General features: G+C 53.7%; 10 protein-coding genes. 5 read left to right on the forward strand and 5 right to left on the reverse strand.

What is annotated here, in order from left to right; all coding sequences use genetic code 11:
* Nucleotides 1–232: 232 nt before the first annotated feature.
* On the forward strand, nt 233–1,714 hold the full coding sequence (locus J1G48_RS21310; protein WP_001090461.1) for a PLP-dependent aminotransferase family protein: 1,482 nt from the start codon (nt 233–235) through the stop codon (nt 1,712–1,714).
* On the opposite strand, the gene J1G48_RS21315 is transcribed toward J1G48_RS21310, so the two are convergent.
* From J1G48_RS21315 to J1G48_RS21325, 3 genes are all read right to left on the reverse strand, one after another.
* Entirely contained in the window at nt 1,659–2,765 is a 1,107-nt protein-coding gene (locus J1G48_RS21315) for an alanine racemase (protein ID WP_000976814.1), read from the reverse strand. The genes J1G48_RS21310 and J1G48_RS21315 overlap by 56 nt on opposite strands.
* Entirely contained in the window at nt 2,762–4,000 is a 1,239-nt protein-coding gene (locus J1G48_RS21320; RefSeq protein WP_000609327.1) for a serine hydroxymethyltransferase, read from the reverse strand. The genes J1G48_RS21315 and J1G48_RS21320 overlap by 4 nt, the downstream gene beginning before the upstream one ends.
* A 264-nt stretch (nt 4,001–4,264) precedes the next feature.
* Nucleotides 4,265–5,821 (reverse strand): bifunctional UDP-sugar hydrolase/5'-nucleotidase, encoded by a 1,557-nt coding sequence (locus tag J1G48_RS21325; RefSeq protein ID WP_000865260.1) that lies wholly within the window; start codon nt 5,819–5,821, stop codon nt 4,265–4,267.
* Between the two features lie 135 nt (nt 5,822–5,956).
* Here J1G48_RS21325 and J1G48_RS21330 point away from each other — a divergent pair, with 135 nt between their 5' ends.
* From J1G48_RS21330 to mscS, 3 genes are all read left to right on the forward strand, one after another.
* The gene (locus tag J1G48_RS21330) at nt 5,957–7,081 is read left to right on the forward strand and encodes a hypothetical protein (RefSeq protein ID WP_001134811.1); all 1,125 of its coding nucleotides are present in this window, start codon (nt 5,957–5,959) and stop codon (nt 7,079–7,081) included.
* A gap of 234 nt (nt 7,082–7,315) precedes the next feature.
* Entirely contained in the window at nt 7,316–8,314 is a 999-nt protein-coding gene (locus J1G48_RS21335; RefSeq protein ID WP_000406824.1) for a hypothetical protein, read from the forward strand.
* A 2-nt stretch (nt 8,315–8,316) separates the two neighbouring features.
* Nucleotides 8,317–9,174, forward strand: coding sequence for a small-conductance mechanosensitive channel MscS (mscS, locus tag J1G48_RS21340; RefSeq protein ID WP_000398247.1), 858 nt, complete (start codon nt 8,317–8,319; stop codon nt 9,172–9,174).
* Nucleotides 9,175–9,289: 115 nt separating this feature from the next.
* On the opposite strand, the gene metL is transcribed toward mscS, so the two are convergent.
* Nucleotides 9,290–11,722, reverse strand: a complete 2,433-nt coding sequence (gene metL, locus J1G48_RS21345; RefSeq protein WP_000110813.1) for a bifunctional aspartate kinase/homoserine dehydrogenase II — start codon at nt 11,720–11,722, stop codon at nt 9,290–9,292.
* Nucleotides 11,723–11,724: 2 nt separating this feature from the next.
* Complete coding sequence (metB, locus tag J1G48_RS21350) at nt 11,725–12,885, reverse strand: cystathionine gamma-synthase (RefSeq protein WP_000197216.1); 1,161 nt, start codon at nt 12,883–12,885, stop codon at nt 11,725–11,727.
* 264 nt (nt 12,886–13,149) lie between these two features.
* Between metB and metJ the strand changes: the two genes are divergently transcribed.
* Nucleotides 13,150–13,467: a met regulon transcriptional regulator MetJ gene (gene metJ / locus J1G48_RS21355; protein ID WP_000852811.1), complete on the forward strand. Its 318-nt coding sequence runs from the start codon at nt 13,150–13,152 to the stop codon at nt 13,465–13,467.
* The last annotated feature ends 237 nt before the right edge of the window (nt 13,468–13,704 follow it).

Here is a 13,704-nt window from a genome sequence, read left to right on the forward strand (position 1 = left end):
TCTATCCGTTTAGACGTCCAGATGTAAAAATGACGGAAAAGCAGAAGGACGTCAACTGAAAAATCACGCTAAAGAATGAGGAATATTCAGCAAAGTTGAAAAAACTTCATTCTCCATCATCTTGAGCAATACCTTCTTCATACGGTTCCGGGTGTTCTTCAACACATAAAAAATAAGGCGTAAATGATATGATTCAACGGCTTTGGCGACGCAGGGACGGGGGAACCAGAAGATGAACACAGCGAATTTCGAGTCGATACATATCATGATCGACGCGCAAGTGTGGCGTAACCTGCCGCTGCATCTGCGCCTGTACCACGCTTTTCGTCAGTTGGTCATTTCCGGCGCGCTGGTCGATGGCGCAAAACTGCCGTCCGCTCGCGCGCTGGCGCAGCAGCTTCGCCTGTCCAGAGATACGGTTGAAAATGCCTATTCCCAGCTTCAGCGCGACGGCTTTATGACCCGCAGGCAAGGGGCCGGGAGTTTCGCCAGCCGCCAGGGGATTCCGCATATTCAGGGGCAGCACAGCCTGCCGCCATCGCCTCGCCAGACGCCCACACTTAGCGCCCGCTGGCAGACGATTGCCGATCGCGCCGTATCTTTCGATGCCCGCCGAGTGCAGACGTTTACGCTCGGCCTTGCGGAAACGCGAAACTTCCCGCAAACCATTTGGCAGAATTTTGCCCGCCAGATCCAGCGCGAGCGGGCGCATACGCTAATGCTGCATGGCGATCCGCAGGGAGAGCCGGAACTGCGCCAGCAAATTGCTCATTATCTCAATTTTGAACGCGGCGCGAAGGTCGACGCGCAGCAGATTGTGATTGTCAGTGGCGCGCGTCAGGCATTCTGGCTATGCGGGCAACTGCTGGCAGAGGCCGGACAGTCGGTGGTGATGGAAAATCCAGGCTATCCCGGCGCACGTCAGGCATTCTCTGCCGCACAGCTCAACCTTCTTCCCATTGAAGTCGATAGAGACGGTATTCGGGTGGATAAACTGCCGCCTGCGCCGCTGGTTTACGTTACGCCGTCGCACCAGTTTCCCTCCGGTCATTTGCTCTCTCTGGCGCGGCGTCATGCCCTGATTGACTGGGCGCGGACGCATAATGCCTGGATTATCGAAGATGACTACGACAGTGAATTTCACTACAACGGCGCGCCCGTCGCCTGTATGCAGGGGTTAGATCGCGAGCAGCGCACCCTGTATGTCGGCACCTTCAGCAAAACGCTCTACCCCGGTCTGCGCATTGGTTATCTGGTGGTGCCTGCGTCGCTGGCCGCGCATTTTGCCGCTGCGCGCAATTTGCTTGATGGCGCAACGCCCGCGTTGACCCAATTGACGCTGGCGCGATTTATCGCATCCGGCCATTTTGCCGCCCATATCCGCACCATGCGCAGTATGTACGCGGTGCGGCAGGCGTGCCTGGCGCAGGCCATCAATCAGCATCTTAGTGACTGGGTGACGCCGGTCGTGACGCCCGGAGGATTACAAATGCCCTGCTGGCTGCATGAAGGTATTGACGAACAACAGACCCTTAACGCCGCGCGGCGGGCCGGGTTAAACATCGCCGGGATGCGCCAGTTCTGGCTGACGCACCCCGCGCCCACGGGCTGGCTGCTGGGATTCGCCGCGTTTACCCCCTACGAGATTGAAAATGGAGTCAAGCTTCTGCGGGCTGCATTATGCGCCGAAAACGCCCGCCAAGCCGGGTCATAATCTCATAAGGGATGGTATCGCAGGCGGCGGCAACCTCTTCCAGCGTCTGGCTCACGCCAATAAACTCCACAACATCGCCAGGCGTTGGCATGATGGCGCTGGCGTCCACCATAAAGCTGTCCATGCAAACCCGCCCCAATACCGGTAACCGAACCCCGCGCCAGCACACGCCCGCCGGAGGACGCAAATTACGTGGAATCCCATCAGCGTATCCGGCGGATACCGTGGCGATACGCAGCGGGCGAGTAGTAGTAACCGTACTGCCGTAGCCAATCGGCGTCCCAACTGGCACGTCTTGCACACGCAGAATGCTCAGCGTCAGCGTAAATGCCGGTTTTAACGGCGTTGAAAACCACGGCTGGGCGACGCCGAACAGCGCAACGCCCGGACGGCAGAGATCTTCCCGCCAGGCCGGATGCAGAAACATACCGCAGGAATTTGCCAGCGAATAACGGCTGGTTGGGAATGCCTCTTTTGCCTGCTGGAGTAGCGTATGCTGATAGACATTTAACGCATGATCCGGCCTGTCGGCGTTCGCCAGATGGCTGATGATATAGTCTGGCGCAGCCCAGCCACGCTGGCGAAAAATCGCGGCCAGCCGCGCCAGTTGCTCCGGCGTCACCCCCAGCCGCGACATGCCGGAATCAAGCTGGATCAAAACCGGACGCCGCTGCGACCGCGCCTCCTGTAGTGCCAGCCACGCCATCACCTGGTCAACAGAATTCAGCAACGGCGTGATCTGTTGCGCGCAACAAAGCGGCATCGCCTGCGGCATGACGCCATTAAGCAACACCACCATCGCGTCAGCCGACAGGATTTTACGTAGCGCCACCCCTTCAGAAAGTTGCGCGACAAAAAAGATCCGGCAATTGGCCGCATACAGGGCTGGCGCAATCGCCTCCGCCCCCAGACCATAGCCATTGGCTTTCAGTACTGCGCCGCATTGCGCGGGGGCGACATGGCGCGCCAGCGTTTGATAATTGTCAACGACAGCGGCGAGATCTACACAAAGAACGCCGCACGCCGCCTGAATTTCAGCAAGTTTCATCATTGGTAAGGCAACGGATAGTTGGTGGTTAATTTAGTCACTTTTTGCCGAATATCGGCGCAAATATCTGTAATATTCGGCGTCTTGATGGCAAAAATAATTTCACTGATCCAGTCCGCGATCAGCGTAAAATCATCGGCATTCATTCCGCGGGTGGCGCAGGCTGCGCTGCCAATGCGAATCCCGGAGGTAATCGACGGCGGCTGCGGATCGCCTGGCAGCGTGTTTTTATTGACCGTGATCCCCGCCAGTTCGAGAAAGTATTCCACCTGGGCGCCGGTTAACCCCTGCGGGCGCAGGTCGATAATGCCCAGATGGCAGTCGGTACCGCCCGTTAACAGCGTCAGGCCGCGCTGCGCCAGTTGCTGACACATCGCTTGCGCATTTTCGATTACCTGCCCGGCGTAACGTTTAAATTCAGGCTGTAGCGCTTCGCCAAGCGCCACCGCTTTAGCCGCGATAACGTGCATCAACGGCCCGCCCTGCAAGCCGGGAAAGATGGCGCTGTCGATTTTTTTCGCCAGCCGGGCGTCGTTGGCCAGAATCATGCCGCCACGCGGCCCGCGCAACGTTTTATGCGTGGTGGTGGTAATCACATCGGCATACGCCAGCGGCGAGGGGAAACAGCCGCCCGCCACCAGCCCGGCAAAATGCGCCATATCCACCAGCAGTATCGCGCCGACGGCATCGGCAATGCGGCGAAAGCGGGCAAAATCATAGTGTCGTGGGTAGGCCGATCCCCCGGCGATAATCAGCCGCGGGCGCTCACGCTTCGCGATCGTCTCAACCTCATCCATATCAATAAGACCGCTATGCGCATCGACGCCATAATGAAAGGCGTTAAACCATTTACCGGATTGATTGACCGGCGAACCGTGAGTGAGATGGCCGCCGCATTGCAGGCTCATGCCCAGAATTTTGTCGCCGGGTTTCAGCAGCGCCAGATATACCGCCTGATTCGCCTGGCTGCCGGAGTGAGGCTGCACGTTAACGTAACGCGCGCCGAAAAGTTGCTGCGCGCGGGTTATCGCCAGCATCTCAACCTCATCAATGAACTTACAGCCGCCGTAGTAGCGGTGCTGGTAATAGCCTTCGGCGTATTTATTGGTTAACACCGACCCTTGTGCCGCAAGAACGGCAGGGCTGGCGAAATTCTCCGAGGCAATCAGTTCCAGCGAGTGCTGCTGGCGCTGTTGCTCTTTGTTAAGCAGATCAAAAAGCGGATCGTTGTTTATCATGCGGTTCCCCCGAAAATTCATCATGCGATGATTTTCGCAGGGAAAGTTTCCCCCGCACCCCGCCACTTTTTACGCAGGACGCAGACCACCGGATAGAGGGGTAAATTTCAGCAGGAACATGCCGGGAACACAGCGCGTAACCCGGCAAAATTGCAGGCGCTACGCCAGACGGTTGATATCCGCGGTCCACGAATGATCCAGGCCAGACATACCGCCGTCCGGCCTGAATGCGCTAAAGGCCATTGCGCACAGGCAAGTAACCCCTTACTTCTTCACATCCGCAACGCGCATTCCTTTGAGCTGCTCATCCGTGATGGTGTTGCCCGCCTTAAAGTAATCGACTATCGCATTCGACACATAGTAGCCGCCGGAGGTATTCCGCGCCTGGCCTTCCGTGAATGCCGCAAAACCGTCGCCGCCGTCGGCAAGGAAGCTGTTGGTAGCGATGTGATAAACCGCCGCATCATCAATCGGCTTGCCATTGAGCGTCAGCACGGTAACCCGCTGGCCGACAGGTTTGCTGCTGTCATACTTCATCTCCAGCCCTTTAGACACCTGCAATACGCCGTTGCTTAAGCCAGCGCCATGCTCCATCAGGCTGCGCAATTGTTTACCGGTTAAATCCATCGTGACCAGTTCATTAGGGAACGGGAAGGTACTGATTACCGCCCCCATCGTCACCGCGCCAGCCGGGATTTCGTTGCGGATACCGCCAGAGTTAGTAAGCGCTAACTGGGTGTCTTTCCCCGCCGTAAAAAGCAGCGCATCCGCCGCCAGATTCCCCAGCGACGACGATTCGCCATACGCGCGGGTCAGCTCAACCGGCGACTGCGCCACCGTTTGCTGCACGACTTTATCGAGCTTTTTGTTCCAGCCGTCGATCACCTGTTTCGTTTGCGGATCTGGCTTCCACTCATCAGCAAAAATGGTCTTCAGCTCGAAGTTCTTCACGGTAAACTGATGCGGCTTTTCCTGGTAGTCCAGCACCAATTTGCCGACATCAATGCCGCCGCTGTCCGTTGAAAGAATCAGCGTATTACCGACTTTAATCGGTTCCGGCGTACCGACATGCGCGTGGCCGGTAATCAAAATATCCAGCCCTTTTACCTGACTTGCGGTCTGAATATCTTTATCCAGCGCGCGTCGCACATCGGTATTCCCCATGCTGGACTGGCGGGCCGGGGTGCCTTCGTGGATCAGCGCGACGGTCAGATCGACTTTACCTTTAAGTTCATCAATGTAACGTTGCAGCCACTTAATCTCATCGCGTGCCTCAATGCCCACGCGCGTCGCGGCGGATACCGTATCATTAAAAGCAAAGACACCGTGTAAGCCGATTACGCCAATCTTGACGCCATCTTTTTCAACAATGGTGTACGGCTTATCCCAGAAGGATTTACTGCTGTCCTCATAAAAAATATTGCCCTGCACGATAGGGAATTTTGCTCGGCTCAGTTGCAACAATGTATTGTCCCAGCCATGATCGAACTCATGATTACCGATAGTGGCAGCGTCATACTGCATGGTATTCAAAATATCGATAATCGCTTTACCCTTCGTCAGGCTGCTGATATACGGTCCGGTAAAGTAATCTCCGGCATCAAAAAACCACGTCGCCTTATTTTTGGCTTTTTCCTGCTTCACCAGCGTAGTGATATTGGCCCAACCGCCAATATCGCGTTTACCGTCAGCAATCCACGGTACTTTATAAGGCTCCACATGGGCGTGTAGATCGTTGGTGTAAATAATGGTGACATCTTTGGCGCAGGCCCAGAACGGCAGCGTGAACAAAATACCGGCAGCAAGCAGTTTTACTTTCATAAATAAGTCCCTTTCAGTCATATAAAGATTCGCTACGTTACGTTCTGAAAGGTTTTTTTATGTGAGAGTCCTCACACCCGCGTACCGCTTTATGAAGGCAGAATCAACGACCTGCCAAAATCGTTGGTAAAATGAATGCCGCCTCTGTTCACCATTAATGCCTGCAAAAGCGCTGGTTGTCGCAATCTTGGGCTGCCTGACTCGCCGGATTATGTGTGGCCGGACTATCGCCTGGGTTATCCGGCATTGCATTGTCGAGCCTGCGGCAGTTATCCGCCGCTCTTCAACGAGGGGGAATTTCGCCGCTGGGCGTCTGCTTATATCGCGCAATATGCCAAAGAGCATGGTCACTTTTGCCCCGATTGCTATCAAAAAACATGGATTCGTTATGGACGTAATCCCGGCGGAACGCAGCGACTTCAGTGCCAGTACTGTAAGAAAGTCTGGACGCCAAAACAGCACGCGCTGAATGTCGCCGAAACGCCGGAACAGATTTGCAGTATTCCGCTGCTCGTACCGTTTCAGGGAGCGAATGCCTTCCAGCAATTGTACTTTTTATTCAGTTTTGACGCTGTTCGCGGCAATATTCTTCACCTTTCCAGCAATTTCACGTTACTGTCTGCCGGAAAAAGTTTGCATTACCACTGGAAAGGAATTGCGCCGCCCGAGGGCGAGAAGGGCGATATTATTCACCGTATCGCCATTAAAGAACGGCAATTTTTACAGCGCAGCCAGTTCGATGAGATTCAGTATGGCCCGGCGGCGCTTAAACGGAACGCGCAAGGAACAATACTTCGCCCGGTCATTACGGCGCATGGTCATTTTCGGGTGCTGAAAAACCGTTTTCCTGATGTCACGACACACATCATTGCCCATGAGTGTTTTTTGCGCGGCGCGGTCATTACGGCATGGGCGGAGCGGTTTCGCCAGCGTCTCTCCTCGCTGTGGTTCGTTGAGGAAGAGATAAACGATGACGATTGCCGCGCAGAGTGGCAACTGTTAGGCAAAACATGGCAGGGATGGTGGCAAAATCAGTGGCAGCTCTGGGGGCAAGGTCACAACCGCAAAATGGTCTGTTCGTTAACCGGTTCCCACTTAGAACAAGGTGTCGCCGTTAATCTGGCGGCTAGTCGCCGCTTTGTTACCTGGCTATGGCAACAGCCTGAATTCCAGCAAAGCGCCCACTATTCCGCCAAACGCGTCACGCAAATTCTGTATTTGCTGACGGAAAAATATAACTCACAATGGAATCACATTTAACCCAATGATGTAATGCCACGCATAAAAAATCACAGATTATCATTCAGAAGGCGCTATAGATTTAATCACCTCACATCCTACTTTTATACGCTGAAAAAGAATAGAACTATTTGATAAAATGGCCCTTCGTTTTAAGTTAAAATTGGCTATAAACGTTATTCACATAATCAATATTTATTATCAATTTAAATAGTTCTATACATTCTTATTTTCTATGGAAAACAAGGGATAAATATGGAAATTACTTTACCGTCAATGTCAGATAAAAAATGGACCTGCGCCGATCTCCTGAGTAGCTATCGATTCTGGGGGATCACTTTTTTCTTTTTGGTGCTCTCTTTTATCAGTTCGCTGGGATCGTCGTATGGTGTTTATTTTTGGAGTAAATCACTGTCTATTCCAGCCGATCGTATTGGTGTTATTCTCGTTTGCGGCCAACTGGGATACCTCCTGGGTATGGTTGCCAGCTGGTTTGTCTGCCGTATAAAAAATTGTTACCCCTTCTACTTTGTTGCGCTCCTGTTAATCATTGGCGTGGTCTGTTCCTTCTGCATAAATGGCCCGTCTGACGTAGTCAGGCTTATCATAGCGCAGTTTTTAATTAATCTGGGTATGGGGATCGTAACGCTGTTAGTCCCCATGCTGCTTTTCAGCGCTATCGGCAGTGCTCAGACATTTGTTATTTTATTTAGCCTCTGCTTACTGTTCAAATTTATCATCGCTGGCTATCTGTCTATATTTATATACTCAATTCCTTATATAGGAATAACCGTAATTACTTTAGCGGTTATCGCGCTTTTGCTACTATTACCGCTCAAAAAAGAACTTTTCTATATTGCACCGCCCAAAAGGTTCTCATCAACCCAGCGACCTGAGTGCGCAGAACCCGTTGTCGTCGCATTATTGGCCTTTTTCATTCCATTTTATATTATTTATTGGTTCTTCAGAATTCACCGGGAAATACAATTTGTGGCGCCTTCGCCCCGACTCATGACCGCATGTGGCGCGGGATGGCTGTCAGCCATTATGCCGTTTGGCACAGCCATATTGTGTCTGACGCTTAGCGACGAAATCCGCGCTCTGCTGGCGAATAAAAACGAAGATGGCGGAATACGAACCGGCTGGACACTATTCTGGGCGTTACTGCTGCCACCCGTCGGCGCGGCGATTATCCAGGCAAAAATGAACCGTTTTATTACCGCTAATACCGCGGATACTGCTGACAGAGGATAAACATGGAAGGTTTTGAGTTATTTCCAAAAATTAAAGGCGCGATCAAATGGATGGCCGAGCACAGTGACTCGGTAATTCATTTTGGCTGGAATGTTGTTGCCGCCATCATTCTACTTTTCATCGGTAAGTTAATAGCTCGCTTACTATCGAGGGGGCTGGAAAAATTACTTCTCAGGCGGCAAGTGGATGCCACTATTGTCCACTTTTTCTCCGCGCTGGTTCGCTACATCACGATAGCTTTCACGGCAGTAGCCGCTCTTGGCCGTGTCGGTATAGAAACCTCCTCAATTATTGCCGTTATCGGCGCGGCGGGTTTAGCCATTGGTCTGGCGCTGCAAGGGGCACTTTCCAACTTTGCCGCAGGCGTACTGCTTGTCTCCCTGCGTCCTTTCCGCGCCGGGGAAATTGTACAAATTGGCCTGGTTATCGGCACAGTAGAAAAGGTCCATATTTTCTCCACCACTCTGCTCACTGCGGATAGCAAAGAAGTTGTCATCCCGAATGGTAAAATTATTGCTGATAATATTATCAACTATTCACGACACCCCTATCGACGTATTGATCTGATTATTGGCGTGGATTACCAAAGCCGTATTGCTGACGTAAAAAGCGTGATACATCGTATTATTGAACAAGATCATCGCATTGATAAAACCCGCGATATTACGGTCCGCCTGGGCGAACTTGCGCCCTCTAGCCTGAATTTCTATGTTCGCGTATGGGTGCCCAACGCTCAGTACTGGAGTACTTACTACGATCTTCTGGAAAATATCAAGGAAGCGATGGATGAAAACGGCATCAATATTCCTTACCCCCGGATGGATGTCCGGGTTGAGAATGTAAAAAGCATCACGCCATAATGTTTCGTCAGCAATCGGATGGCGCTTCGTATATCAGTATCTACAGAATGACTGCATAACGTATTGATGAGGGAGCGAAGCGCAACCCGGCGCTTCGCTCACGAACTTGCCTTTATTACAGCAACTGCGCCAGGCGGTTGATATCCGACTGAATCGCCCCGGCGGTCACATCGCGGCCCGCGCCCGGCCCACGGATCACCAGCGGGTTATCGCGATACCAGCGGCTTTCAATAGCAAAGACATTATCGCACGGCAGCAGCGCCGCCAGCGGATGTTCCGGACGCACCGCTTCAACGCCGACGCGCGCTTTGCCATTGGCGTCGAAACGCGCCACGTAACGCAACACCAGCCCCAGTTCGCGGGCTGCCTCCAGACGCTGCACCATCTGTTCATTCAGCGCGTCGCCGTTTTCGAAAAAGTGATCGATAGACCCTTCTTCACAGTGCGCCGGCACCAACGATTCTACACGCACCTGATCCGGCTCGATGTAGTATCCCGCCTCGCGCGCCAGAATCACCAGCTTACGCATGACATCTTTTCCGGAAAGATCGACGCGCGGATCGGGTTCGGTCAGCCCCTGCTGCCAGGCCTGATCCACCAGATCGGTAAACGGCACCGTGCCGTCAAATTGCAGGAACAGCCAGGATAGCGTCCCGGAGAAGATCCCGCTGATCGAGAGAATCGTATCGCCGCTGTCAATCAGATCCCGCACCGTGTGGTTGATCGGCAATCCCGCGCCCACGGTGGCGTTATACAGCCAGTAACGCCCGGTTTTTTCAAACGCGTCATGAATCTGGCGATACTTATCGCTGGCGCTTGCGCCCGCCAGTTTATTGGCGCTAATCACATGAAAACCGTGGCTGGCGAAATCAAGATACTGATCGGCCAGTTGCTCGCTTGCTGTCACATCCAGCACCACTAAATCATCATACGGATGCGCACGCATCCACAGGAATAGCGACTCTTCGTCCTGCTCAACGGCTTCATCATCAAAGAATGCCAGCGCGCGGCTGGCATCCAGCCCTTCATAATTCAGCAGGCTACGGCGGCTATCCACCACGCCCGCCAGCACAAATTCAAAGCCAGTACGCGCGGAAAGCGTGCTTTGTTCACGGGCAAACAGTTCCAGCCAACGGGAGCCGATGTTCCCCTTACCGAACAGCATCAGGCCAATGCGTTTTTCGGCGCGGAAAACCGACTGATGCAGCCCCTGAATCAGGCTCTCAGTTGGGCCGGTACGCAGCACCGCCACCAGACTGATGCCCTCCTCCGACTGCCAGGTAAATTCCACTGGCTGACCTTTAAGCTGCTGCCAGAAGCGATGGCAGTGTAGCGGATTGCGAGTAACGCCCGCACCGACCATCGCCACCAGCGCCAGCCCCTGCCGCAGGCGCAATTCGCCCGGCAGCCCGACATCGTCGAGGAGTTTCAGTACGCTATCCGCTACCTCGGCGGTATAGCAGAACTGCAATAGCTGGCGATCGCGATGCACGCCCACTGCCAGCGGACGCGCCTGCGCCCGTTTTAAAATTTGGTCGAGCTCTTTATGCGCCAGCCTGAAATCCTGGCTGGCGGGCACCTGAAACTCAATCAGACAGATATCATCGTGACTGGTCACGATACGCGCGCCCGTCCCGGAAGCCAGCACTCGTTCAATTCGGGTTGACCCTTGATCCGGCGTGTAGCTACAGCGCAACTGCAAATCGATATCGCTGCCGGACACTGGCTGTAGCGTACGGGCGTGCAGAACAGGCGCCGCCAGACGCGCCAGCTCGCTGGCTTCGTCCAGACGCAGCAACGGCAGCAGGCAGGCATCTTTCACTTTGCGCGGGTCGGCACTATAAACGCCCGCGACATCGCTCCAGATGGTCACGCGGGAAACGCCCGCCAGCGCGCCGATTTGCGTGGCGGAATAGTCGGAACCGTTCCGGCCTAACAGGACCGTTTCGCCGTCATGATTGCGGCTGATAAAGCCGGTCACGACCAGACGTTTGCCCGGATGCTGCGCCAGTAGCTGTTGCAATAAAGGATAAGATAGCCCTTCATCAACCTGCGGCTGTGCGGCGCGTTCGGCGCGTAAAAATGCGCGCGCGTCCAGCCAGGCGGCATCCAGCCCCTGCTGATTCAGGACGGCGGACATCAATCTCGCCGACCAAATTTCGCCGTGTCCGACAATCTCAGCATAGACGGCATCCGTTACGCCGCCGTCGAGCAAGGCGGCAAGACGTTCCAGATCGCTGATAAAAGCGCTGGTTAAGTCATCTGCCGCGTCGGCGGGAAGCAGCCCGCTAATCAGATCGCACTGGTAGCGGCGTAACGTCTGTAATACCTGATGCGCAGAAAGGCGATCGGTCTGGCTTAACTTGAGCCAGCTAATCAACTGGTTGGTGGTACTGCCTGCGGCGGACACTACCATCATATCGTCAGGCTGCGAATACTCCGCCATAATGCCTGCGACACGCAGGTAACACTTCACATCCGCCAGACTACTGCCGCCAAATTTATGCAGTTGACGACCTTTCGCCCCTGCCTGCGCAATCACACTCATGTTTACCCCTTGTTTGCAGCCCGGAAGCCATTTTCCAGGTCGGCAATTAAATCTTCGCCATCTTCAATACCGGTGGAGATACGCAGTAGCGTTTCGGAGATCCCGGCGGCGGCACGCGCCTGCGGCGACATACCGGCATGCGTCATGGTGGCGGCGTGAGAGATCAAACTTTCCACTCCCCCTAAAGATTCCGCCAGCGTAAACAGCGACAGCCCGCCCAGAAAACGACGCAGCGTCTCCTCATCCCCATCCAGTTCAAAACTCAACATTGCGCCAAAGCCTTTTTGCTGGCGCGCGGCAATTTCATGCCCCTGATTTTCCGGCAGCGACGGGTGATACAGTTTTTTCACCAACGGCTGGGTTTGCAGATATTTCACAATCGCCTGCGCGTTGCGCTGCGCCAGCTCCATACGCGGCACCAGAGTTCGCAAACCGCGCAGCAGCAGATAGCTATCAAACGCCCCGCCGGTCACGCCAATATTATTCGCCCACCACGCCAGTTCAGTGACCACTTCCGGATCTTTCGCAATCACCACGCCGGCCACGACATCCGAATGACCGTTGAGATATTTCGTGCATGAATGCAACACCAGATCGGCACCCAACGCCAGCGGATTTTGCAGCGCCGGGCTTAAAAACGTGTTATCAACGACGCTCACTGCGCCCGCCTCGCGCGCCAGCCGACAGATTTTCGCAATATCCACCACGCGTAACAATGGATTACTTGGACTTTCTACCAGTACCAGCTTCGGTTTTTCTTCCAGCGCCGCCTGTAAGGCGCGTTCATCGCCCTGATCGACAAACCGCACACGATAACAGCCGCGTGTCGCCAGACTGTCAAACAGACGATAACTGCCGCCATAGCAATCATGCGGCGCGACCAGCAGATCGCCCGGCTTGAGGAAAACGGTGGTGACCAGATGAATCGCCGACATGCCGGTATTCGTCAATACCGCGCCCGCGCCGCCTTCCAGTTCCGCTAATGCGCGCTGAACAACATCACGCGTGGGATTACCGCGGCGGGAATAATCATGCGCGCGCGGCTCATTGAAACCGGTAAAGTTATAGGTACTGGAGAGATGGATTGGCGGCACAACGCAGCCGTATTGTTCGTCATCGTTTAATCCGCTACGCACTGCGATAGTGGCCTGTTTACGCGTCATATGAAGATATTCCTGGCTGAGTCGGTGAAAGTCAGGCCACAGATTAACCACTACCACAATAGACGTCAATACATCTGGACATCTAAACTTCTTTGCGTATAGATTGAGCAAACCGCAAATAGCCGTTAAAATTATATGCATTAGCGCACATCTGCGACCGCTAACTTCGTGTCAGGGCCGCGCCACTACGGTAAACTACGCGCGATTATGGTCCGGGCTCAGGTTCAGACCTCAATATTAATGACGAAGAGGATTAAGTATCTCATGGCTGAATGGAGCGGCGAATATATCAGCCCATACGCTGAGCACGGTAAGAAGAGTGAGCAAGTCAAAAAAATTACGGTTTCCATTCCTCTGAAGGTGTTAAAAATCCTCACCGATGAACGTACGCGTCGTCAGGTGAACAACCTGCGCCACGCCACCAACAGCGAGCTGTTGTGTGAAGCATTTCTGCACGCCTTTACCGGGCAACCCTTGCCGGATGATGCCGATCTGCGAAAAGAGCGCAGCGATGAAATCCCGGAAGCGGCAAAAGAGATCATGCGTGAGATGGGGATTGATCCGGAAACGTGGGAATACTGATAGCAAAGCATGCGGTCAGAACGCCTCTGGCCGCGCTTTTTTAACGATTCCCCTTGTACACGGCTATCTCCGACATTGTTCTAAATGTTCATCTTCCCGAATAGCCCTCGGTGGATAAATTTGTCAGACATGATAAGTTTCTCTTCGTTATTTTCCTGGAAAAAATTCCCGGCATGTTATAACCGATATAATTTTATTATATTTAAACTTCTAATATTTATTTAATGTTTCACGTAG

Source organism: Salmonella sp. SAL-020 (genome assembly GCF_017372215.1).
In the GTDB taxonomy this organism is placed as follows: Bacteria; Pseudomonadota; Gammaproteobacteria; order Enterobacterales; family Enterobacteriaceae; genus Salmonella; species Salmonella enterica.

Excerpts from the sequence above, each read along its gene's own strand:
- J1G48_RS21315 (WP_000976814.1), bottom strand. The coding sequence starts at position 2,765 with ATGATGAAACTTGCTGAAATTCAGGCGGCGTGCGGCGTTCTTTGTGTA.
- metJ (WP_000852811.1), top strand. The coding sequence starts at position 13,150 with ATGGCTGAATGGAGCGGCGAATATATCAGCCCATACGCTGAGCACGGT.
- J1G48_RS21325 (WP_000865260.1), bottom strand. The coding sequence starts at position 5,821 with ATGAAAGTAAAACTGCTTGCTGCCGGTATTTTGTTCACGCTGCCGTTC.
- metB (WP_000197216.1), bottom strand. The coding sequence starts at position 12,885 with ATGACGCGTAAACAGGCCACTATCGCAGTGCGTAGCGGATTAAACGAT.
- J1G48_RS21310 (WP_001090461.1), top strand. The coding sequence starts at position 233 with ATGAACACAGCGAATTTCGAGTCGATACATATCATGATCGACGCGCAA.
- J1G48_RS21330 (WP_001134811.1), top strand. The coding sequence starts at position 5,957 with ATGCCGCCTCTGTTCACCATTAATGCCTGCAAAAGCGCTGGTTGTCGC.
- metL (WP_000110813.1), bottom strand. The coding sequence starts at position 11,722 with ATGAGTGTGATTGCGCAGGCAGGGGCGAAAGGTCGTCAACTGCATAAA.
- J1G48_RS21335 (WP_000406824.1), top strand. The coding sequence starts at position 7,316 with ATGGAAATTACTTTACCGTCAATGTCAGATAAAAAATGGACCTGCGCC.
- mscS (WP_000398247.1), top strand. The coding sequence starts at position 8,317 with ATGGAAGGTTTTGAGTTATTTCCAAAAATTAAAGGCGCGATCAAATGG.
- J1G48_RS21320 (WP_000609327.1), bottom strand. The coding sequence starts at position 4,000 with ATGATAAACAACGATCCGCTTTTTGATCTGCTTAACAAAGAGCAACAG.